Annotated in this window: 15 protein-coding genes and 1 pseudogene; 7 read left to right on the top strand and 9 right to left on the bottom strand. The window is 63.3% G+C overall.

The annotated features are described in order from the left end of the window. Positions 1 to 67 precede the first annotated feature (67 nt). From CFB52_RS26570 to CFB52_RS26575, 3 genes are all read right to left on the bottom strand, one after another. A complete protein-coding gene (locus CFB52_RS26570) occupies positions 68 to 4,672 on the bottom strand; it encodes a calcium-binding protein (protein WP_059575541.1) in 4,605 nt (1,534 codons plus the stop codon). Positions 4,673 to 4,680: 8 nt separating this feature from the next. Beyond that, the gene (locus CFB52_RS34410) at positions 4,681 to 5,310 is read right to left on the bottom strand and encodes a hypothetical protein (protein ID WP_143328761.1); all 630 of its coding nucleotides are present in this window, start codon (positions 5,308 to 5,310) and stop codon (positions 4,681 to 4,683) included. A 662-nt stretch (positions 5,311 to 5,972) separates the two neighbouring features. Beyond that, positions 5,973 to 6,596, bottom strand: a complete 624-nt coding sequence (locus CFB52_RS26575; protein ID WP_226094230.1) for a hypothetical protein — start codon at positions 6,594 to 6,596, stop codon at positions 5,973 to 5,975. Positions 6,597 to 7,101: 505 nt separating this feature from the next. Between CFB52_RS26575 and CFB52_RS26580 the strand changes: the two are divergent. Then, positions 7,102 to 7,380, top strand: a pseudogene (locus tag CFB52_RS26580) (transposase domain-containing protein); the annotation flags it as partial. Between the two features lie 55 nt (positions 7,381 to 7,435). On the opposite strand, the gene CFB52_RS34805 reads toward CFB52_RS26580, so the two are convergent. Continuing rightward, positions 7,436 to 7,990 carry a hypothetical protein gene (locus tag CFB52_RS34805; RefSeq protein ID WP_179231793.1) on the bottom strand — a complete coding sequence of 185 codons (555 nt, stop codon included), beginning with the start codon at positions 7,988 to 7,990 and terminating at the stop codon, positions 7,436 to 7,438. A gap of 380 nt (positions 7,991 to 8,370) precedes the next feature. Then, the gene (locus CFB52_RS26585; RefSeq protein WP_059575543.1) at positions 8,371 to 9,882 is read right to left on the bottom strand and encodes an aldehyde dehydrogenase family protein; all 1,512 of its coding nucleotides are present in this window, start codon (positions 9,880 to 9,882) and stop codon (positions 8,371 to 8,373) included. Positions 9,883 to 10,515: 633 nt separating this feature from the next. On the opposite strand from CFB52_RS26585, the gene CFB52_RS26590 reads away from it, so the two are divergent. From CFB52_RS26590 to CFB52_RS26600, 3 genes are all read left to right on the top strand, one after another. Next, on the top strand, positions 10,516 to 12,096 hold the full coding sequence (locus CFB52_RS26590; protein ID WP_059575550.1) for an amino acid permease: 1,581 nt from the start codon (positions 10,516 to 10,518) through the stop codon (positions 12,094 to 12,096). Positions 12,097 to 12,234: 138 nt separating this feature from the next. Next, entirely contained in the window at positions 12,235 to 13,503 is a 1,269-nt protein-coding gene (locus CFB52_RS26595; RefSeq protein WP_059575552.1) for an FAD-binding oxidoreductase, read from the top strand. A 105-nt stretch (positions 13,504 to 13,608) separates the two neighbouring features. Beyond that, positions 13,609 to 14,283 carry a TetR family transcriptional regulator gene (locus CFB52_RS26600; RefSeq protein ID WP_059575553.1) on the top strand — a complete coding sequence of 225 codons (675 nt, stop codon included), beginning with the start codon at positions 13,609 to 13,611 and terminating at the stop codon, positions 14,281 to 14,283. A 54-nt stretch (positions 14,284 to 14,337) separates the two neighbouring features. Here CFB52_RS26600 and CFB52_RS26605 read toward each other — a convergent pair whose 3' ends face one another. Then, the gene (locus tag CFB52_RS26605; RefSeq protein ID WP_099317834.1) at positions 14,338 to 16,119 is read right to left on the bottom strand and encodes a phospholipase D-like domain-containing protein; all 1,782 of its coding nucleotides are present in this window, start codon (positions 16,117 to 16,119) and stop codon (positions 14,338 to 14,340) included. A 105-nt stretch (positions 16,120 to 16,224) separates the two neighbouring features. Further along, positions 16,225 to 16,983: a DeoR/GlpR family DNA-binding transcription regulator gene (locus CFB52_RS26610; protein ID WP_099317835.1), complete on the bottom strand. Its 759-nt coding sequence runs from the start codon at positions 16,981 to 16,983 to the stop codon at positions 16,225 to 16,227. Positions 16,984 to 17,211: 228 nt separating this feature from the next. On the opposite strand from CFB52_RS26610, the gene CFB52_RS26620 reads away from it, so the two are divergent. The 3 genes from CFB52_RS26620 to nadE all read left to right on the top strand — a co-directional run bounded on the left by CFB52_RS26620 (position 17,212) and on the right by nadE (position 19,502). After that, complete coding sequence (locus CFB52_RS26620) at positions 17,212 to 17,397, top strand: hypothetical protein (protein ID WP_006480515.1); 186 nt, start codon at positions 17,212 to 17,214, stop codon at positions 17,395 to 17,397. A gap of 193 nt (positions 17,398 to 17,590) precedes the next feature. Next, on the top strand, positions 17,591 to 18,460 hold the full coding sequence (locus tag CFB52_RS26625; RefSeq protein WP_099317836.1) for a DMT family transporter: 870 nt from the start codon (positions 17,591 to 17,593) through the stop codon (positions 18,458 to 18,460). A 190-nt stretch (positions 18,461 to 18,650) separates the two neighbouring features. Further along, the gene (gene nadE, locus CFB52_RS26630; protein WP_059575561.1) at positions 18,651 to 19,502 is read left to right on the top strand and encodes an ammonia-dependent NAD(+) synthetase; all 852 of its coding nucleotides are present in this window, start codon (positions 18,651 to 18,653) and stop codon (positions 19,500 to 19,502) included. 39 nt (positions 19,503 to 19,541) lie between these two features. On the opposite strand, the gene CFB52_RS26635 is transcribed toward nadE, so the two are convergent. Together CFB52_RS26635 and CFB52_RS26640 are read right to left on the bottom strand one after the other, a co-directional pair. Beyond that, a complete protein-coding gene (locus CFB52_RS26635) occupies positions 19,542 to 21,248 on the bottom strand; it encodes a S10 family peptidase (protein WP_099317837.1) in 1,707 nt (568 codons plus the stop codon). Positions 21,249 to 21,321: 73 nt separating this feature from the next. Next, positions 21,322 to 22,911 carry a protease pro-enzyme activation domain-containing protein gene (locus CFB52_RS26640; protein ID WP_099317838.1) on the bottom strand — a complete coding sequence of 530 codons (1,590 nt, stop codon included), beginning with the start codon at positions 22,909 to 22,911 and terminating at the stop codon, positions 21,322 to 21,324. Between the last annotated feature and the right edge of the window lie 93 nt (positions 22,912 to 23,004).

Consider the following 23,004-nt stretch of genomic DNA (forward strand, 5'->3'; position numbering starts at 1 on the left):
CGGCCGGCAGCAGGCCGTCCGGTCGCACTAATGTGCAACCGGACGGATGGACGTTCGGGAACGGGAATTAGCGCCAGCTTGTCGCCAGCGTGGGCGCAAGCGCGGCCTGATGCTCAGGGGGCAGCGTTACCGCTCCTGCAGCCGGCGGCGACCATGCCGCCATGGCCTGTACCAGCTTCTCGACATCGGCGTTGACGAGCGTCCGACCATCGTCCAAGCGGATCTGCTCGATCTGATAGCGTGATCCCGAGTACCAGTCCCGAACCGTAGCCGTATCGCTGGAGCCGAGGATACTGATCTCGAGATCGTCGCCGACGTGACGGAACCACAATTGATCCGCGGATACGCCAGCCCCGATGCTGATCACATCGCTGTTGCCGAGCGTTTCGTCGTCGTCCCGGATCGTGTCGCGGCCGGACCCGCGGCCAAATCGATAGGTATCGTTGCCCAAGCCGCCGACCAGGATGTCGTTGCCGGCACCACCATCCAGCACGTTGTTACCGCGATTGCCGATGATCGTGTTGTCGAGTGCGTTACCCGTGCCGTCGATGTCCTCGTTCCACAGTTTCAGCGCTTCGGCCGTGTAGATCGCGTAGGCATTCGGTACGTTGGCGGCTGCCCGGAACTCCTGAAGGCTGATGTAGCGCGTCATGTCGCTGACGCGCCGGCGGCCCGAGTCGGCGATATAGAAGCCTTTGAGCTGGCCGTCAGAGTCTCCATAGACCGCGCCCGTCACGGTGACGACGTGATTCACGCCACCGCCATCGAGATAAGCGCTGTCCTCCCAGAGCCGCCCCGAGTTCAGCGCGAGTATCACGCCACGACCACTGCGCACGAGATTCGCAACCGCATGCTCGTCGTAGCCGGCAAGCAGATTGTTTGCAATACCGTAACTCTTGAGCAGCGCCTGTTGCTGAACGTAATTCGACCCGCCTCGCTGGTAATCCGTTGCCGCCGGGCTGGTGACGGCCCATTGATTGTCGATTGCGCGTCGGACGACGTCTCCCTCAGTCGTCGGCGTCCCGGTCTGCGTCAACAGATTCGCGATCGAGGTCAGCGCACACGTTCCCTGGAACGTCGGAACCGCATCGCCTTGCATGTAATCCAGCTCGTTGGCCTTCGGGTACCCGTACACGTGAACAGCCACGCCGTCGACAAGCCCTTTTTCCGGCTTGCCGAAATCCAGCAGGTTCAGGTTCTCGACGTGTTCGCCCAACGTATAGCTGATCTTGCTCTGCACGGTATCGATACCCTCGCCGGCGAATTCGACGACACGGTCGCCGACATTGTCGACGTAGTAGGTATCGTTGCCCTTTCCGCCGATCATCGTATCGGCACCGGTGACACCATCGAGGATGTTGTCTGCGCTGTTGCCGACGATCCGGTTATCGAGCGCATTGCCCGTGCCGTTGATGTTGAAGCCTTCGACGAGTCTCAATTCTTCGATATTGGCATTGAGAATGTAGTTTGCGCTGCTGATGACCGTGTCGTAACCCTCGTTTGCGTATTCGAGAATCACGTCATTGACGCTGTTCACGATATAGGTATCGTTGCCCGCGCCGCCTTCCATGTGATCCGCGCCGGCCCCACCGTCGAGATAGTCGTCGCCGAGACCGCCGAGCAGCGTGTCATTGCCTTCTCCACCGTAGAGATAGTCATCGTCGGTTTCACCGGGGCCTAGCGTCCTCTTCGCCTCGTTGTCGCCGGTGAAACCCACCAGCAAATCGTCGCCGGCGCCGCCGTACAGGATGTCGTTTCCGACCTGGCCGAACAGTCGGTCGTCGCCGTCGCCGCCGTAAAGCCGGTCGTGGCCGTCGCCCCCCTGAATTTCGTCGTTGCCTGCGTCGCCGTGGAGCAGATCGTTGCCGAGACCGCCGAGGATCAGATCGTTTCCGGCTCCGCCGTAGATCGTATCGTCGTCGGTTTCCCATGCGGCCAGCGACTGCTTCGCGTCATTGCTGGCCGTAAAGCCGACGAGAATATCGTCGCCGTCGCCACCCCAGATCGTGTCGTTGCCTGCACCACCAAAAATCTTGTCGTTGCCGGATTCACCGGAAAGCGCGTCGTTGCCGTTGCCGCCGTTCAACTCGTCGTTACCCGCCCCACCGAAGAGCCGGTCGTCGCCATCTCCGCCGTCGAGGAAATCGTGGTCGTTGCCGCCGTCGAGGTAATCGTTGCCCAAACCGCCGTACAGCGCATCATTGCCGTTGCCGCCATACAGCGTGTCGTTGTCGGATTCACCCCACGACAACGTTTGCTTCGCATCGTTGCTGGCGGTGAAGCCGACCAGCACGTCATCGCCATCGCCGCCCCAGAGCACGTCGTCGCCGGCTTCGCCGAAGATGCGGTCGTTACCGGCGTCTCCAAGTAGCTGGTCGTTGCCTGCGTCACCATGCAGTTCGTCGTTCCCGGCGCCGCCGAAGACCGTATCGTTTCCGTCCCCGCCACTCACGAAGTCCGCTCCGTCGCCACCGTCCATGTAGTCGTGGCCGAGGCCTCCCCACATCCGGTCGTTGCCGGCGCCACCGTACATGACGTCGTCATCCGTTTCGCCCCAGGCCAGCGTTTGCTTGCTTTCGTTCGATGCGGTAAAGCCCATCATGATGTCGTCACCGTCGCCGCCGTTCATGATGTCGTTGCCGACCTGGCCAAATAGCCTGTCGTTGCCGATCCCGCCGTCGAGGACGTCGTTGCCGGCGCCGCCGTTGAGTTCGTCGTCACCTTCCTCGCCGTACAGTCTGTCGTCGCCGTCATAGCCGAACAGCGTGTCGTTGCCGGTGCCGCCCCACAAATTGTCGTTGCGGCTGCTGCCGCCCATGATGTCGTCGCCGCCGCCGGCGAGGAAGTTCACGAGCAGGCCGCTGTTGATCCAGTGACCGTATGCGGCGTAGTAGTTCGCATCGAATACGTCGTTGCCGTCGGTTCCGACGAGATAGGTTCGATTGCTGTTGTTGACCTTGATTTGATTCGGGCCGAAAAAGATAAAGTCTCTGCCGCCGTTGACCCAGTAAATATTGTCGTTGTCGCGCAACCACCGATAGTTCGAAAACGGTACGCTCGGCGCCAGATAGATTCTTCCGGGCTGGCCCGCAACGTCGCTCCCCTTCCACGGCGCGGCGGCAGAGCCTGCCGCATACCAAGCGTTGCCGCGGGTCAGAAGGTCGTAATCGATAGCGCGGATCTCGGAAATCCCTGCCTGCCGGAGTGTTTGAAATTCGCCCGCGTCGCCGATGCCATCTTCATTGGTGTCGACCCAGACTTGCAGCCCGCTCAATTCCGCGCCTGAAAGCTTGCCGTCGCGATTGGCGTCAAGCGATCCAAGCGCTGCCGCGCTCAGGCGACGCCGCTGCGCGTCGAGCAGTACGGGGGTCTTGTTTGCAATCGATACTGCCGCGTCCAGTGCGGCGCTTTTCGCTTCGTAGAATGCGCCGATCGGGTTTTGCCAGCCTGCGGGCATCGTGAACCCGTAGTCGTTTTTTCCGCCAAAGGTCAGGGTTCGCGAAATAATCTGGCTCAGATCCAGATAACTTGTGCCGCTCAGTAGGCCGGTGGCGCGATATCGCGACAGCAGGCTGTCGGCAAAGGCGGCATCGCGGACGTTGGACAAGTCGTAGCGCTGACCGCCGTTTACGACGAAATTGCGGTCGGTAACGCCGTCGCCGTTGGTGTCTTCGCGGATTACGCTGGCGCCGTTACCGAGGTGGGTTTCTGTTTTGATGTTGTCGAAGACGCCGTCGCAGTTGGCATCGGTTCTGGTAGTAACCACGCGGCCATCATTGGCAAATCGAGTCTCTTGAAGCCTGGCACCATTCGTCGCATATCTTACATATTCCGTCACCTGTCCGTTCGAGCCGTACAACGTTGCGGTACTGAGCGCCCCGCTAACGTACTGGTTGATCTGCGTTGCACCGGTAGAAAATACCAGCGTGGTGGCCTTGATAAAACCCGTCGCCAGATCCAATGAATAGCTCACTCCCGCGACTGGCGCTTGGGACAAACGTTTGCCGGTCGCACCGTAAGCTACTCCATTTTGCTCATAGTACGTTGTATCCAGATCCGCTCCGGGACGCGCCCGAGCCAGATAGTTTCCCGCCACCTCGATCATGACCAGCTCCAGCGTGTCAGCAGACATCTTTCCGACGTTCGCGTCGTAGACCTTGGTCAGCGCACTGTTCAGATCGAATCCGGGCGCAGTGTCGTGGTCCGGGCGATCGCCCAGTACGGGGATCAACACACCGCCGTTTTTTGCGATCTCCCGAGATACCAACCAATTGTTATAGGCAGCCGCAGCCTCTCTTGTCACTCCCACCATAGCCGCCACATGGTAGTCGTCTCGCATCTCAGCTGCATGGAGCCGCTCCCGAGCTTGATCGCGTGCATCGTTGACATAGTGGCCAATCTCGTGACTCAAGATGCCGACCAAAACACGCGGATCGAGTCCGTCGAACGTCATTCCACCGTAACTCCCAAATACAATTCCTGGCCGCCGACGATCCCAGAATATTCCCCGCTCGTCAGTGTCAACCCTAATTGCCTCCAGATCCTTATTCACAACACCTTCGTTGTATTTGATTATTTGCTCTACAAGCAGATTACTCTTATTAATCAGATCAATAGCCTCTCGCCCCAACTCAATATCTCGAAACAATTCTTCACGACCAGTTATCCGCATAATCCGCCTCACTTTCTCCCACGATTCATCGAAATATAAACACCACTAATACAACCACCACGATCAATCGAAAAAACCGCCCTGGTATTCACATCCTTCTTTTCATATATATATGCCCACCACGTCCCGTGAGAAACCGGATATTTTTCAACATTATCAAATATCTCGAACAGATCGCTCGGTGTTATACATATTTCCTTGCTATCAATGGGGAGCGACAACCCGGCCCTATAGAAACCTCTCCCCATAGGCCAGAATATTCCATAGTCAAACCCTCTCGTCTTCCTGTATTCTTTAGAGGATGCCATGCGTTTCACATCAACCCCATACCCCTCAATCACTCCCTTGCTATCGCTAACTGGCTGCCGTGGGTCCACTCTGTAGTCAATCCTTAGTCGATTCGCAACAAACTCGACATTCTCAAGATCGCCAGAATCTGCAACAGTCTTGATATCCGTCAAAAAAATCTTTGGAGACCGAACCGGGTAATCCTCCACTGAATTAATCGCACACGCAGAGACAAAAAACGAAATCACGAGCAAAACAAAAATCTTCCTCACGCCCCCCAATGCTAAGCCATGACGTCGACCATCCTCTGGCAGCAATGGCAAGCCATCTTGATCCGCTTCATATTTCATACGTAGATCTAATCAATATATACACAACATCAACACTTATCCCTACATCACACTATTGAACCGCACGATGCCATGTCACGAAGATATAGAAATAATTGAAAGAAGACAAGCGAACGCTTAACTTCCGTACGCATACGAAACGACAGAATAATTCCGTACTTGTCCGAGTATGCGATATATTCCTGCCGAGCACCGTCGGTTAAGTCTCCCAATAGCATCCCCCACGCAGGCTAATCTCAACATAAAGAAGGAAACGGATGGCGGTCGTAAAGCGGTGGCCACGGCCGCGCTAACAATTCCGCCCAATTTTCACCAGAATCCCGACGTCAATTTGGAGACGAAGGCTCCGCTTCCTATGCGATCTTGGAAAACAAGCCATCTTTCCAAGATCCGCCGTGCGACCTCAACGTAATTCAAAAGTTGAACATCAAGTCGGCTACAAACAATGCTATCCAACGTGCTGATTGTTACGTTACTCAACTCATCCAAGCTCTGCCACATCGTACTCGCATATTGGACCCACGCAGCAGGACCCGTAGAAAGACACACCGCATTGTTCGACACTTACCCCATCTGAGCGGAACCATATTGCAGCGAATTTAATTCCTTTCCCATGGCGAACCCAGCCCATCCCACTCATCAAGTTCATGCCAAGCCATGAATCACTCCTCTTTCGATGAAAAAATTCTGGTCATAAAAAACCAAATCCAACTAAGACCTAGAGAAATACTCATAATATGAGCACCGCCGGCGAACAATGGCCCCACCAAGCCAAGCCACAATCGAGACTCACTAATTGGAATGAAATTAAATTCGTAGTAATACCCCTCAACCAAAACAAAAATCCCACATAAAAGGAAAAACGGAGCCCCAAAAATTACCTTTGCCTTCCCTGCCATCGACAATCTTTCATACGTTTCCCTCCCCTTAGCCTGACCAGCATAAAGCAAGCGAAATCCGACCAGAAGCCTAAAAGGGAACGCGGCAAGCATCAGTGCAAAATAGAGTGCAGTGACGTCGGGGAATTTTGACTTTTCAACAGCACCGAATATCAAAGGAAATACTTTGCCGACGCCGGCTACAATCACATCCAGAAAGGGCCATTGCACCAGCACATCCTCCGGCGCAAGCCAAGCTACGATTACACCGGCGACATGCAATACCAGAATAACCGGACTGAATTTATAAATTCCAATTATTTCACCAACAATACTTCGAGATTCATTCGAATCAGTTTCCTTTTTCAATATTGAGTCACGTCCCATTAATTTTACTTTCCAATCCATTCAACATTGGCGACCCATATTAAAGCCACCCCAACCAGTTCTTACTCATTCATCAATCGCTCGACGCCAATACTTCTTTCTGCTCAGATTCGCGTAATTTCATAATTCGAAATATCAATGTCATCCCAAAAACCACATGAAAATCCGTTTTCTGCCGTACCTTACCCGTCACCGAGCACAACACCACAAAGGTATAGAAAGAATTGAAAGAAAACAAGCAAACGATTAATTTTTCATACACATACGAAACAAGGAAAACAATTCCGTACTTGTCTGATCCACGCCTTACAACCCCGAATTAGCTGCCCTTTACACATTCACAATACCAGTCGATCTACTCTATAGACCCATGAGCCAATCAATACCGCAAAAAATCAAAAAAGCCGGCGCTGTGGTAGCAATGCCGTTCAGTCAAAACCTGAAAGGTATTTTTGTTTTATCGTTGGAGTAGTAAATTTATCGTTGGAGTTGTAAACGGAGCGGCAAACTGTTAACTTGGTCAGCGATGCTGAACGACCACCTGACCTTTCTACTGGATACCGCACCTGCCGACCTCAGTCGACTCAGCAAAGCATCTGCCACATAACTGGATCGAACAGGCCATCGAAGCGGCGGGCGCGGCCGGCATTCGTCGGCGGTGCTTACCGGCCGAACAACTGGTGTGGCTGGTCATCGCGCTAGCAATCTACCGGCACTGGTCAACCAGCGAGGTGGTCGATAGATTCGATCTGGTCTTGCCAACGAGGGCACGTTCGTCAGCAAGAGCACCGTCGCTCAAGCACGCCCAGGCCCGGCGATGCGCCCGCGGCCCGGCTTATCGGGTTCATTCCGTGCCATTTTTACCCCCTCATTTTCGACGACACCCATGAGACAAAAATAAAAACCCATACAAAACCTACTGCAACACCGAATGCCTCAACACCGCCCGCAAATAATGGCCCGACAAGCCCAAGAAAAAATCTAGAATTTGAAATAGGAATGATGTTAATTTCATAGTACGGCCGACCAAACAATACCGCCACGATCCCAAACCCAAAGAAAATAACGACTCCAATTGAAGCAAAAATTCTTTTCCAGAAAAATCCTCTAATTATTTCAAATGTCCTATCCCTATCCGCATAAAATGCCCTAGTTGAATCAATGATTCTCAGCGGCAGAAACACATACATGATCGAAAAATACAATCCGGTCACCTCAGGAAACACCGACCTCTCAATCGCTTCCCCTATAACTGGAAATATATTCGCCATATAGGACACAAACCTTCCGAGCGTCTGGTATTGCACCAATATGTCATCGGGAGCAAACCATGCCATCAGAGCGGAGACGAAATGCAAAGCCAACATTCGCGGACAGTAGCGGTAATACCTCAGAAGGCCTTTCAATTCATTCATAGATTGCTTCGCCAGAATTCTTATACTCGCAAAGAGGCCTCACCCTACAATCGGCCTTAATTTACGTCCCTCAAAGCCACATCGACCCCTCAAAAATATAGAAAGAATTGAAAGAAAACAAGCAAACGCTTAATTTTCATACACATACGAAACAAGGAAAACAATTCCGTACTTGTCTGACCCACGTCTTACGGTCCTGAATTAGCTGATCTATATATACCCACCACCAGTCGATCTACTCTATAGACCCACGAGCCAATCAATACCGCCAAAATAAAAAAGCCGGCACTCTGGCCGGCTTTTCCGCTAAACCTGAAGACCGACGTATTGTCAGTCGCTATGTACAGTCAGCACACGATACGTGTTCACGACACGGTGCATCAAACATCAAACTTCACCCCCTGCGCCAGCGGCAGTTGCCGGCTGTAGTTAATCGTATTCGTCGCCCTGCGCATATACGCCTTCCATGCATCCGAACCCGACTCGCGCCCACCGCCCGTTTCCTTCTCGCCACCGAACGCGCCGCCGATTTCCGCGCCGCTCGTGCCGATGTTCACGTTGACGATCCCGCAATCGCTGCCGGCCGCCGACATGAACTGCTCGGCCTCGCGCATGTCGTTCGTGAAGATCGCCGACGACAAGCCTTGCGGCACCGCGTTGTGCAGCTCGATCGCGTCGTCGAAGTTGTCGTAGACCATCACGTACAGAATCGGCGCGAACGTCTCGCGCTCGACCACCGCCGACTGCTTCGGCATCCGCACGATGGCCGGACGCACGTAGTACGCATCCGCATGACCGACGTCGACGCGCTCGCCGCCCTTCACTTCGCCGCCCTGCTCGCGCGCATCGGCCAGCGCCTTCTGCATCGCGTCGAACGACGCACGATCGACCAGCGGGCCGACCAGCGTGCCTTCCTCGAGCGGATTGCCGACCTTCACCGACGCATAGGCCTTCTCGATGCGCGGCAGCAGTTGCTCGACGAGGCTGCGATGCACGATCAAACGGCGCAGCGTCGTGCAGCGCTGGCCGGCCGTGCCGACCGCCGCGAACGTGACCGCGCGCACGACGAGATCGAGGTCGGCGCTCGGCGCGACGATCATCCCGTTGTTGCCGCCGAGTTCGAGGATGCCGCGTGCCAGGCGCTGGCTCAGCACCTTCGCGACTTCCTGGCCCATCCGCACGCTGCCCGTCGCGCTGACGACCGGCACCTTCTTCGACGCCGCCAGCGCCTCGCCGACATCGCGCATGCCGAGCACCAGTTGGCTCAGCTCCGCCGGCGCGACGCCCGGATGCGTCTTCTCGAACTCGCGAAGCGCCTTCTGGAGCAGCACGTGGCAAGCGATCGCGGTGAGCGGCGTCTTCTCGGACGGCTTCCACACGACCGAATCGCCGCACACGAACGCGAGCGCCGCATTCCACGCCCACACCGCGACCGGGAAGTTGAACGCCGAAATCACGCCGCACACGCCGATCGGGTGCCACGTTTCCATCATCCGGTGGCCCGGGCGCTCCGATGCGATCGTGAGGCCGTAAAGCTGGCGCGACAGGCCGACCGCGAAATCGCAGATGTCGATCATTTCCTGCACTTCGCCGAGCCCTTCCGACGTGATCTTGCCGGCCTCGAGCGTGACGAGGCGGCCCAGCTCGGCCTTGCGCTCGCGCAGCACGTTGCCGAACACGCGCACGAGTTCGCCGCGCACCGGCGCCGGCACCGTGCGCCACTTGAGGAACGCGTCGTGCGCGGCGTCGATCTTGCGCTCGGCGTCGGCGGGCGTGTCGACGGCCAGCGTCGCGAGCGTCGCGCCGTCGAGCGGCGAACGCGCGGTCAGCGCATTGCCTTTCCACTGGGCGAGATCGATGTCGAGCGCGGCAAGAATGTCGTTGAATTGCATCACTTCCTCTTCAGGGACAGATTGATCGGTGCGGCGGCAGCGCCGCCCGCGTGATTCGATTGGAGCGCGTTCGAGCGCCTCGTGCAAGCGGATGCGCCGCGCGGCGGGCCCGATGCGCCATCCGGCGCATCGCGCTGCGCCGCCGCCGAAAGCCCGCCCGGACGGCGCGCCCCGGCCTCGCGAGGCACGATCCATGAAACACATTGTCGATGGCCACAAGTCGGGCCGCTATTGATATTAACTCACGACTTCATTCCCAAAACGCAAGAAGTCAGTCGGGCAGCCGCGTCCGTTCGTGCTCCGATATCGGACGTTTCCAAAGCTCGTGGACGGGTGCTCGGACGCGTCGCGCCGCGACAGTAGTTGATGATCATCCCGCATCACCCTGTTCGGAAATATCGTTTGCCCGCCCGCGCACCCCGCACCCACAATCGGTGCGACGTCGAGGTGCAACGCACCCGGCGTGCCGCCGGCCGCCACTACGGCGCCCGGACGACCGACGAAGGCGCACGCATCAGGGCCCGGCTCAGCGGGCCGGCTTCGCCCCGCATCACCGCTGCCCGGCCCGCGGCCGGCAACGCGTCGCGCTTCGTCACCGAACAACAATCCCGGAGACAGCGCCCAGCGCCCGCCATGCATTCAGATGCCCGCCCCGATTCGTCCCGCCCGTCCGGCTCGCCGCCCGCGAAGCCGTCCCTCCACCGTGCGTTGCAGGCCCGCCATCTGCGGATGATCGCGATCGGCGGCTCGATCGGCACGGGCCTGTTCGTCGCGTCCGGCGCGTCGATCTCGCAGGCCGGGCCGGGCGGCGCGATGCTTGCGTACATGGTGATCGGCCTGATGGTCTATTTCCTGATGACGAGCCTCGGCGAGATGGCCGCGTTCATGCCGGTGTCGGGCTCGTTCGCGACCTACGGCGCGAAGTTCGTCGACGAAGGCTTCGGCTTCGCGCTCGGCTGGAACTACTGGTACAGCTGGGCCGTGACGCTGGCGGTGGAACTGGTCGCCGCGCAGCTCGTGATGAATTACTGGTTCCCGCACGTGCCGGGCGTCTGGTGGAGCGCGCTGTTTCTCACGCTGATCTTCGCGCTCAACGCGCTGTCGGTGCGCGGCTTCGGCGAAGCCGAATACTGGTTCGCGCTGGTCAAGGTGCTGACGGTGCTCGCGTTCGTCGGCGTCGGACTGCTGATGATCTTCGGGATCATGCAGGGCGGCCCGAGCGCCGGCTGGGGTAACTTCACGACGGGCGACGCGCCGTTCGTCGGCGGCTGGGCGACGATGCTCGGCGTCGCGATGATCGCGGGCTTCTCGTTCCAGGGCACCGAGATGATCGGCGTCGCGGCCGGCGAATCGGAAAACCCGCGCACGACGATTCCGCGCGCGGTGAGCCAGATCTTCTGGCGCATCCTGCTGTTCTACGTGTTCGCGATTTTCGTGATCGGCGTGCTGATTCCGTACACCGACCCGAGCCTGCTGAAGAGCGACGTGACCGATATCGGCGTGAGCCCCTTCACGCTCGTGTTCCGCCACGCGGGCCTCGCGTTCGCGGCCGGCGTGATGAACGCGGTGATCCTGACGGCCGTGCTGTCGGCGGGCAACTCGGGGATGTATGCGTCGACGCGGATGCTCTACAACCTCGCGCTCGAGGGTCGTGCGCCGAAGCTGTTCGCGAAGCTGTCGCCGGGCGGCGTGCCGCGCAACGCGCTGTATGCGACCACCGCCGTCGGCGCACTGTGCTTCCTCACGTCGCTGTATGGCGACAAGACCGTGTACCTGTGGCTGCTCAACACGTCGGGCATGGCCGGCTTCATCACGTGGCTCGGCATCGCGGTCAGCCACTACCGCTTCCGCAAGGGCTTCCTGAAGCAGGGTTACCGGCTCGACCAGTTGCCGTACCGGTCGAAGTGGTTCCCGTTCGGCCCGCTGCTCGCGTTCGCGCTGTGCGCGGTCGTCGCGCTCGGCCAGGACTACCACGCGTTCCTCGCCGACAGGATCGACTGGACAGGCGTCGCCGCGACCTACATCGGCCTGCCGTTCTTCCTCGCGATCTGGCTCGGCTACGCACTCGTGCGCAAATGCCGCCTGGTGCGCTACGAGGACATGGAAATCGCGCCGTGGATCGAACGCAACGCGGCGCATGAAGCAGCCGAAAAGGCCGACGCCGGTTATCCGGCCTACGTTGCCCGCCCGGTCAACCCGACGCCGGGCGCCTGACGCCCGGTACCGCGCCAGCGGCCACCCCTTCGCGGCGCCCGGCCCGCTGCGCTGAAAACCCCATTCGACGCGGCGCGCGCGTTCAGGCAAGATCGACGCGCCGCCCGTTTTTCCGCCGTCACGAGTCACCGAACACGCATGCAGAACTTCTACGAAGCCACCGTTTCCCGCCAGCCCTACCCGCAACTGACCGGCACGATCGATACGCAGGTCTGCATCGTCGGCGGCGGCCTCGCCGGCCTGTGCACGGCGCTCGGCCTCGTCGAACGCGGCGTGCACGACGTCGTGGTGCTGGACAGCGAGCGGGTCGGCTTCGGTGCGTCGGGCCGCAACGGCGGCTTCGTGTTCGGCGGCTACAGCCTCGACAACGCCGACCTGCTGCGCACGCTCGGCCGCGACGAAGGGCGCCGGCTATACCGGCTCACCGTCGACGCGGTCGACCTGATCCGCGCGCGCATCGCCCGCTACGGGATCGACTGCGACATCGTCGACCGCGGCGTGATGCTCGCGAACTGGTTCGACGATCCGGCGCGGCTCGACAGCGTGCGCACGCTGATGAAAGACGAGCTCGGCGTCGACTGGGAACCCGTCCCGACCGACGCGCTGCGCGAGCGGCTGAAGACGCGGCGCTATTACGGCGGCCTGTTCGAGCCGAACGCATTCCATTTCCATCCGCTGAAGTACGTGCTCGGCGTCGCGGCGGCCGCGTCGCGCGGCGGCGCCCGCGTGTTCGAGCGCTCGGCCGCGCTCTGCATCGCGCGCGACGGCGCCGGTTACGTCGTGCGCACGGCCCAGGGCGCGGTGCGCGCGAAGGACGTCGTGTTCGCCGGCGGCGGCTACGCGCGCGGCGTGTCGCCGCGCATCGAGCGCGCGGTGCTGCCGATCGCGACCTACGTGATCGCGACCGAACCGCTCGGCACGCGCCTGCCCGACGCGATCGACGCGCCGTACGCGATCTACGACACGCGTTTCGCGTTCGACTACTACCGTCCGCTGAAGGACACGCGGATCCTGTGGGGCGGCCGGATCTCCGTGCTCGACCGCGGCCCCGACGCGATCGCGCGCCTGCTGCGGCGCGACCTGCTGCGCGTGTATCCGCAACTGGACGGCGTGAAGGTCGACTACGCGTGGGGCGGGCTGATGAGCTACGCGCGGCACAAGATGCCGCAGATCGGCCGCGACGCCGACGGCGTGTGGCACGCGATCGCTTTCGGCGGCCACGGGATGGCGCCGACCACGGTGGCCGGCGAGACGCTCGCCGCCGCGCTGGCCGAAGGCCGGCCGGTGCCGGACGGCTTCGCCGCGTTCGGGCTCACGCGCACGTTCGGGCTGGCCGGCCTCGCCGCCGCGCAGCTTGCGTATACGGCGTACCAGGCCCGTGACGCGCTCGCGTCGTGCCGCCGCTGAGCGCCCGCGGCGGCCTTGCCGATTAGAGCGGAAGGTCGGCCGGGCGGGCATTTTCCGCATGCTAGAATGCCTTTTCCAAGCCGCCGCGAACCACAACAAAGTCACATGAAAGCAGGAAGCAAGGCCGCCACGTCCGACCCCCGCGCGCTTGCGTCCGATGCGCGGCGCAAATACGATCCCGAGCAAACCAAGCGCAACATCCTCGAGGTCGCCACGCAGGAATTTTCCGCGATGGGCCTCGCCGGTGCGCGCGTCGACGCGATCGCCGAGCGGACGAACACGACGAAGCGGATGCTCTACTACTACTTCGAAAGCAAGGAAGGCCTGTACGAGGCCGTGCTGGAGAAGGTGTACGGCGACATCCGCGCATTCGAGCAGGAACTGCACGTCGGCGACATGGAGCCGCGCGAAGGCATGCGCCGTCTCGTCGAATTCACGTTCGACTATCACGACAAGCATCGCGATTTCGTCCGCCTCGTGTCGATCGAGAACATCCACGGCGCGAAATATCTCGAACAGCTCAAGTCGTTCAAGAACCGCAACGTCAGCATCATCAAGACGCTCGAGGAACTGGTCGAGCGCGGCGCGGCCAGCGGCGCGTTCCGCAAGGACATCGACGCATACGACCTGCACCTGCTGATCAGCTCGTTCTGCTTCCATCGCGTGGCGAACCGCTACACGTTCGGCGCCGCATTCGGCCGCGATCCGTCGGCGCCGCGCCTGCGCGCGCGGCATCGCGACACGATCGCCGACGCGGTGCTCCGCTACGTCGCCGCGTAAGCGACGGCAGCCCGTCGGAGCGCGCGCCCGCCGCGCCCGTCGCACGTCGGCGCATCAGTCCGTCGGCGCGGTCGACGCGAGCGCGATCCGCGCCTTCTCTTCCGGGCTGCCCGCCACGTAATACTTCTTCGCCCAGCTCGAATCCGGCGCGAGCGCGAGCCGTGCACGCGCGCCCGTGCCGCGCTGCTTCGCACGAATCGCCAATGCGCGAGCGCGATAGTGCTCGTAAAGTCGCAGGAATTCCGCGAGATAGATCGCCGCGATCCGCTTGTCGCGGATCTCGAGCAGGTTCTCGTCGTTGTACTGCTCGGAATTGCGGCTCATGTTCGCCGAGCCCGTATAGACGACCGGATTCGCGCCTTCCGCATCGATCACGATGAACTTGTGGTGGATCACGACGGGCGGAAACGCCGGCGCCGGCTCGCCCGGGAAGAGCCGCAACTCCGGCTCGAAACCCTGCGGCACGGTGGCCGGCGAGAAATACGACGCGTCGATCACGTCGTGGTTGTCGCGGCTGCGGTGGTACAGCTCGAGGTTCGCGAGCGCCGCCGCATCGAGCGGCTGGCCGGCCTGCCGCGCGGCATCGGCCTTCGTCGCGCCGCCAACGTTGATCCGGTTCACCAGGCCGAACATCATCAGCCCGCGGTCGCCGGCCGCGAAGCACGCATCGCGCAGCGCCGCGTCGGTCGGCATGAACAGACAGAACGACACCGAATGCTTCGCGGCCGCGATCGCGGCGACGATCGTATCGATCTCGGTACGCTGCCCCGCCGGCTCCGGCGAGTACGCGACACGTACCTGCGCGCTGCCGATCGTCATCGGCGCCGACCAGCCGGGCGACAGCCGGGCGGTTTCCGCAATCGACGGATTCCCGGCCAGCGCGAGGGCGCGCTCGTTGTACAGCGCGGCGAGCGCGGGCGAGTCGAACGCATGCAGTACGTTGGCCTGCTCGGTGAGCCCCTCGGTCGTGAAGTTCGCGGAACCCGTCAGCACGCGCGCGGGCGCCGGGTTCGACCGCGCATCGGTCACGATGAACTTGTCGTGCATGATGTGCGTCCGGTCGCGCGGCGCGAGCGTCGCGAGGCCCTGCAGCGCATCGACGGCCGGCTGGTTCGGCGACGGCAGCGGCGGCTTGCCCTTGCGCGCCGTCGTGTGCGCGTCATAGACGATCGCGAGCGACGCTTCGCCATGCCGGCGCCCGAACGCGGCGAATGCAGGCAGCGCCCACAGCGTGTCGGTCAGGTGATAGACGGCCGACACCGCGCGCGACGCGGGATCGAGCATCTGAGCGAACACCTGCTCCATGTCGTTCGCGAGCCACGTGCGCAGCTTCAGCGCCTGCGCGGCGCTCGGCGCCTCGTTCGGCGCGAGGCCGAGCGCCGCGACCTGCTTCGCGAACGCCTGCGAGCTGACCACCGCGCGGTTGAACCACGTGCCGATGCCGTCCTCGACGTGCGCGGGCAGCACGACGTCGCACGCGCCGGCTTGCGCGTCGAGCACCTGCAGGTTCGCCGGCGTGCCGACGACCGGATAGACGTCGTAGCGAAACGACGCACCGCGGTCCTGCGGATCGATGCGCGCGTCCCACCACATGAATTTCTGGATCGGCGCCTGATCGGTCGGCGCATCGCCCTGCGTGTCGGCGGCCGGGCCGTCGAACGTCAGGCGGTTGGGCAGCCAGCTGTCCGGCGCACGCGTCTTGCCGTCGGCCGACCAGAAGCCCGGCGTGCGCCGGATCGCGAAGCCGAGGAAATCGGCGCGCGACGCCGCATCGGGCCAGTCGAAAGCCAGCAGGACGAGGGTGGGGGAAAGATAGCTGCGCACGCTGACGGCCATTCGTTGCTCCCTGGCCTGACGGCCGGTCGAGGTGAATGGGTCAGTGTCGACGGCGGTTCTTCCGGCACGATGACCGTTCGATGAACCTTGTATGTCGGACGCGCGTCAGTCGCACACGAGCAGCTCGATGCCGCGAGCGGTCAGCGCGCGGCGCACCGCCTTGTCCGGCGCGCGTTCGGTGACGAGATAGCGGGCGGCCGACGCGCCGTTGATCCGCACCGGCGTCACGCGGCCGAACTTCGAATGGTCGGCGACGATGATCGCCGTGCCCGCCGCCGCGATCATCCGGCTGCGCACTTCTGCCGCGAGCCGCGAATAGTCGGTGCATTCGCCGTCGGGCGTGATGCCGCCGGCGCCGACGAACGCGAAATCGACGTGGTATTGCGCGAGCTGGTGGATCGTGTCGAGCCCGAACGTGGCGTCCTCGTCGTCGGACAGCTCGCCGCCGAGCAGCGTCACGCGGTTGCCGTTGCGCCGCGCGAGCACGAACGCGGTGCGCCAGTCGTTCGTGTAGATCGACAGCCGGTGCCGGTCGGCGAGCGCCAGCGCGACCGCATGCGGCGTGCTGCCCGAATCGATCAGCACCGATGCATCGTCGGGCACGAATTCGGCCGCGCGCCGCCCGATCGTGCGCTTCGCGTCGGCGTTCGCGGCTTCGCGCTCGGACAGGCTCGGCTCGCGGCGATCCGCGGCCAGCGCGCCGCCATGCGTCATCACGAGCAGGCCGCGCGCGGCCAGCGCGTTCAGGTCGCGCCGCACGGTTTCGCGCGACACGTCGAGCGAACGGACGAGTTCCGCGACCGACAGCGCGCCCGAGCGTCCAAGCTCCGACAGGATGTATTGATGACGTTGTTCCGCCAGCATCGCGTGTGCGCCCGAGGCGACTGGTAATGGGTAAGCCGGCCATTGTATTACGGTCGTTTGACGACCATTTGACCGCGCCGGGGAATGCGGCCGGGCGGCGGCCGCGCACGTCGCCCGAAAGCGAAATTCAGTATTGCCGGGCGCGCGCGAATCGGCGCGGCGCCGGTTGCTACACTTGGCGTTTCGCCGAACGACCGACCAAGACCGACCAACCAAGGGGCTCGCGCCATGTATCGCAAAGGCAGTGTGATCGAAATCCAGTTTCCGCCGGAACGCCTCAACGACGCGGCGGGCGACCCGTACTGGATCGACCTGACGCTCGACGAAGCGCGCCGACTCTACGAACAGCTCGCCGCGCGCTTCGCGACCGACGCGCGCGCCAACCAGCCGCTCGATACGTTCTCGATCGACTGATCGCCGCCGCGTCGTAGCCGCCCGCACGGGGCGGTACGCATCGCCTTCGCATCGCCCACCCGGCGCGCGATGATCGCCCGCACCGTCACGCACCGCCCGGCGTGAGTGCAGGATTCGACAAGACACCGGCACGGCTTCGCCCGATACTGGCCGACTTTCCGGTTCTGTCCGGCCGCGTCGCGGCCCGTCACGCATGCTCAACTCGATCGTCGCCGCCGTTTTCGTCGCGCTCTGGTCCACCGGCTTCATCGTTGCACGGGCGATCAAGCCCTACGCCGATCCGAACCTGTTCCTGCTGGCGCGCTTCGCGGGCACGGCCGCGCTGTTCGGCGTGGTGGCGCTCGTCGCACGCGCGCCGTGGCCGGCCCGCCGCGAATGGCCGCGCCACCTGATCGCCGGCGCGCTGCTGCAAGGCGTCTATCTCGGCGCGAGCTACTGGGCCGTCGCGCAAGGATTGAACGCGGGCGTGATGGCGCTGCTCGGCGCGCTGCAGCCGCTCGCCACCGCCGTGCTCGCGGTCGCGCTGTTCAACGAACGCCTGCCCGCGCGCGGCTGGCTCGGGATGGCGCTCGGGCTGGCCGGCGTCGCGCTCGTGCTCGCGCCGAAGGTCACGGGCGGCGTCGCGCCGCCGCCGGGCGCGGCGCCTGCGTGGCTCGTCGTCACCGTGTCGGTTCTCGCGGTCGGGGCGATCACCGCCGGCTCGCTGTACCAGAAAGGCAAGCTCGCGCAGAGCGACCTGCGCACGGCGGTCGCCGTGCAGAACTTCGGCGCGGCGGTCGTCGCGGCCGCCTTCGTCGTGCTGCTCCATGAAACCCGCTGGATCGGCGCGCCGGCGCTGTGGGTGTCGCTCGTATGGGGCGTCGTGTTCCTGTCCGGCGGCGCGGTCACGATGCTGATGTGGATGCTGCGGCGCGGCAACGCCGCTCGCGCGACGTCGCTGCTGTTTCTCGCGCCGCCGCTGGCCGCGCTGCAGGGTTACGGGCTGTTCGGCGAAACGCTCGCGACGATCCAGCTCGCCGGCTTCGCGCTCGCGCTGGTGGGCGTCGTGCTCGCGCGGCGCTGACGCCGGCCGTCGCCCCGCCCGGAGGCCGTTCGCGCCGCATCCCGCACCTGCCTGGCGCACCGCGCACCATGGCGACGCGCCGCGTCTCGCCGAAGCAACGCGAAACCGCCGGAAACGCAGGCCCGGCGCGGCGGCGCGCCGCGATTGCGCTTATGATGGGCGCCTTGCAATTCGTTCCGGAATTTCCCTCATGACCTCCGCCGATTACGCCAGCCGCCAACGCGCGATCATTGCCGAACTGAACGTCGCCCCGCACTTCGACGCCGAAGCCGAAATCGCCCGGCGCGTCGATTTCCTCGCGCAGTACCTTCGTTCGACCGGCCTGCGGACCTACGTGCTCGGCATCAGCGGCGGCGTCGATTCGTCGACGGCCGGCCGCCTTGCGCAACTGGCGGTCGAGCGCCTGCGCGCCGACGGCTACGATGCACGCTTCATCGCGATGCGCCTGCCGAACGGCGTGCAGAACGACGAAGAGGATGCGCAGCGCGCGCTGGCGTTCGTGCGCGCGGACGAGGTGCTGACGGTCGACGTGAAGCCGGCCGCCGATGCGATGCTCCGTTCGCTGGTCGCATCCGGCCATGCGTTCGACACGCCCGCGCAGCAGGATTTCGTGCACGGCAACATCAAGGCGCGCGAGCGCATGATCGCGCAGTACGCGGTAGCCGGCGCGCGGCGCGGCATCGTGATCGGCACGGATCACGCGGCCGAATCGCTGATGGGTTTCTTCACGAAGTTCGGCGACGGCGGCGCGGACATCCTGCCGCTCGCGGGCCTGAGCAAGCGTCGCGTGCGCGCGGTCGCGCGCGCGCTCGGCGGCGACGAGCTGATCGTGATGAAGGTGCCGACGGCCGACCTCGAGGAGCTGCGCCCGCTGCGCCCCGACGAGCACGCGTATGGCGTGACCTACGACGAGATCGACGATTTCCTCGAAGGCAAGCCGGTTGCCGATCGCGTGTATGAAACGGTGCTGCGCTTCTACGACGGCTCACGCCACAAGCGCGCACTGCCGTACACGATGTTCGACTGGCCGGCCACCGCATAAGCCGGCCGCCGCGCCACCGACATACCGCCGCGCGCACCGTCACGGCTGCGCGCGGCCGACCGGCGACGGGCCCGCGCGCCCGCCCGTCTTCTTCGCCTGCAGCGCACGAATGCGCATCCGCGCGCCCGTATCGCTGACCGTCGCGTCGTACATCGTCGCGAGATCGCGCTTGAGCGCGGTGCGCGACCCGGCGTCGAGGTACACCATGTGCCCCGACGGATAGAACCGCGCGGACAGGTTCTGCCGCACCTTCTGGTCCTCCAGCGGCATCTGCTGCAGATCGATCACGGTCTGGTAGAACGGCGTGACGAAATCGTAGAAGCCGTTCGCCGACAGCACCTTCAGGTCCACGTTCAGCGCCATCACCGCGGCGAGGTCGCCGGCCGTGTAGAGAATCACGTTGCCCTGTGCATCGATGCCCTGCTGCGCGCCGGTCGGGTCGATGTGGCTGAAATCCCAGTTCTTGAAAGCCTGGTCGTTCAGGTCCGTGAACGCCGAGTTCGACGTGAACTTCAACTGCTCGTTCAGGTAGCTGTTCCACATCGCCGTATAGACGCCCGTCACGGCCGTCATCGTCGGGTCATTGCCGCCCGAATTCGGGTCGATCTTGCCGGCGATGCCCGACGAGATCCCGGTCACGCGGCCGTCGTACGAACCGAGCGCGAGCCCCTGCGCATGCAGCAGCGTCGTCAGGAACAGCGAATTGCCGCGCGTGTCGTAGCCCGCGATGTCGAGGCCCCACGATTGCAGCGTCGCCGTGTCGATGCCCGTGTATTCCGACAGTTTCCGCACCGTGGCCGGGTCCGCATGCGGCGCCGCGCGCAGCGCGCTCAGGTAGTCGGTGCGCGCGAACTGCGCGACTTCCTCGACGAACGCGCCGAGATCGCTCGGCGCCGGCTTGATGCCGAGCTTCTTGTGATACCACGCGTCGGCCGCGGCGGTCGGCAGCGTGCCGACCGGGTTGCCGGCCTGCCGGTAATCGAGGATCGACGATTGCAGCGTGACGCCGTTCAGGTCCACGCCGTCCTCGTGCAGCTTGTACGCGAGCACGCAGCTGCGCGCGGTGCCGTACGATTCGCCGAACAGGTATTTCGGCGAATTCCAGCGGTTGTTCTTCGTCAGGTAGCGCTTGATGAACTGCTTCAGCGAATCCGCATCCTGGTCGACGCCCCAGAAGTCGCGATTCTTGTTCGGCGCGACGGCCGCCGAATAGCCGGTGCCGACCGGATTGATGAACACCAGGTCGCTGTGGTCGATCATGCTGTCCGGGTTGTCTTCGATCTGGTACGGCGCGGGCGGCGTGAACCCCGGCATCGACGTCTTGATGCGCTTCGGCGCGAACGAGCCGAGCAGCACGAACACCGACGACGAGCCGGGCCCGCCGTTATAGAAGAACGTCACGGGCCGCGTTTCTTCCTTCGCGCCGTCCGCCGTGAACGCGACGTAGAAGATTTTCGCGGCCGGCTGCGAACTGCTGGGATCGACGGTCACGAGGTGGCCGACCGTCGCCGTGTACGCGATGCGCCTGCCGTCGATCAGGATCGTGTGGTGCGTGATCGCGGCCGCTTCGGTCGTGTCGGTCACCGAGTCGTCGGGGCCGTTGCCGTACGCGACCGGATCGAAGAACGGCTGGTCGCGGCCGCGGCTCAGCGCGACCGGGTTGATGGTCGGCGGCACGCCGTGCGAATTGTGGTCGCCGTGATGCAGCGGATACACGCCGCCGGAAGATGCGGAATCGATGCCCATCGTGCTGCTCCTGGAGGTGAAAAAAGACGCGGGAAGATCACCCGCGTCGAAAGTAAAGGCAGGTACCGGCGCGTCAGCTCGACGGCTTGCGCGCGAGGAGCGCCGCCAGTTTCGCGCCGTCGGGGCTGCCGAGCCCCGTGCACGCGTCCCAGCCGGCCGCGGCCGCATAGGTGCCATTCGATCCTTTCGTGATGTCGCGCAACGCATCCGGATGCTTGTACAGCACCGGATTGATCCAGCCGGCCGATGCGCCGGCCGCCGCATTGATCCGCGCGATCAGCGCGGCCCACAGCGGTGCGACCGCGCTCGTGCCGCCCATCACCGCGGGCGTGCCGGCGACCGACACTTCGTAGCCCGTCTGCGGCGACGCATCGCCGGCCACGTCCGGCACACCGCGCTTGGCGAGCGGCGTGGCGGTGCCGTCGGCGCGTGCGACCTTCAGCCCCTGCTGCCACGCCGGCAGGTCGAACAGCGAACTGACGCCGCCGCCGCCCGCGCCGCCGCCCGACGCCTCGTCGTTCCACGTGACCTCGCTGCGGATGCCCTGCCCGGGCAGCGCATCGAGCTGCGTGCCGCCGCAGCCGAGCACGTACGGGCTCGACGCCGGGAAATCGACGTGATCGGCGCCATCCTGCAGCCCGTCGCCCGAGCCGCTGTCGCCCGACGCCGCGCATACGGTGATGCCCTGCGCGGCGGCCGCCTGCAGCACGCGGTTGAACGCGTGTGCCGACTGCGCCTGCCAGATCGCTTCCGGGCCGCCCCAGCTGATCGAGATCACGGAAGGCCGGTGGGTCTTGTCGGTGACGGCCGCGTTGACGGCCTGGATGAAGCCCGCGTCGCTGTTCGGCGCGAGGTAGACGGCGATCTTCGCGGCCGGTGCGATCGCGCCGGCGATCTCGATGTCGAGCGCGACTTCGCCGTCCGGCCCGTTCGGCTCGCCGGTCGGCGCATTGCGGCCGGTGCCGACGTTCACGTCGACGAGCGTCGGCGGTGTCGTGATCCCGAGCCCGCGGAAATACTGCTGGATGTCCGCCGCGCGATAGCCGCCGCCGAGTTCGACGATCGCGATGCATTGCCCGGCGCCGTCGCCGGCCGGAAAGTCGTACAGCGACGCAAGCTGGATCGGCGTGAACGTGACGGCCGCCGCGCCGCGCGCAGGCTTGAACGGCGGACGGAAGCGGAAGTGCGGCCGCGCCTGCGGGCGGCTGTCGAGGCCGAGCACGGCGGTTACCGCGTCGCCGAGCTCGTCGGGCAGCGCGATCGGGCCCGAGCGGCCGCGATACTGGCCGATCGACCGATGCTCGAAACGCTCGAGCTTCACGCTGAACGCGGCTTCGAACTGCGCGATCGTGCCGGACACCACGACGACGCTTTCGACCGGGTCGACGCGATCGACCGTCAGTTGATGACGATGCGCGAATTCCTCGGTCTTGCGGATGTCGTCGGGATTGGCGGAGAAACGCTGCGCGAATGCGTCGCGCGACACCGGTTTTGCGCGGGCGTCGCCGGTGGCGAGCTGGTGGACCAATGCATCGAGTTGCCCTTCTTCCTGCCGCCGCAACATGATCGTGACGTGGATGCGTTCTGCCGGATCGCACTGGCCGAGACACTTGGACTCGGCGACGATGCGGGGTTCACGGTCGGCTTGAAGATGCCTTGCCATGTTCAGACCCTCCTTGGTACCGCGTTGCACGGAACAGCCAGGAAATCGGACATAGCCTGCGGACGACGGTTCCGTTCGGTCAGTCGATTCGCG

This window comes from Burkholderia sp. AU18528 (genome assembly GCF_002223215.2).
GTDB classification, from domain to species: Bacteria; Pseudomonadota; Gammaproteobacteria; order Burkholderiales; family Burkholderiaceae; genus Burkholderia; species Burkholderia semiarida.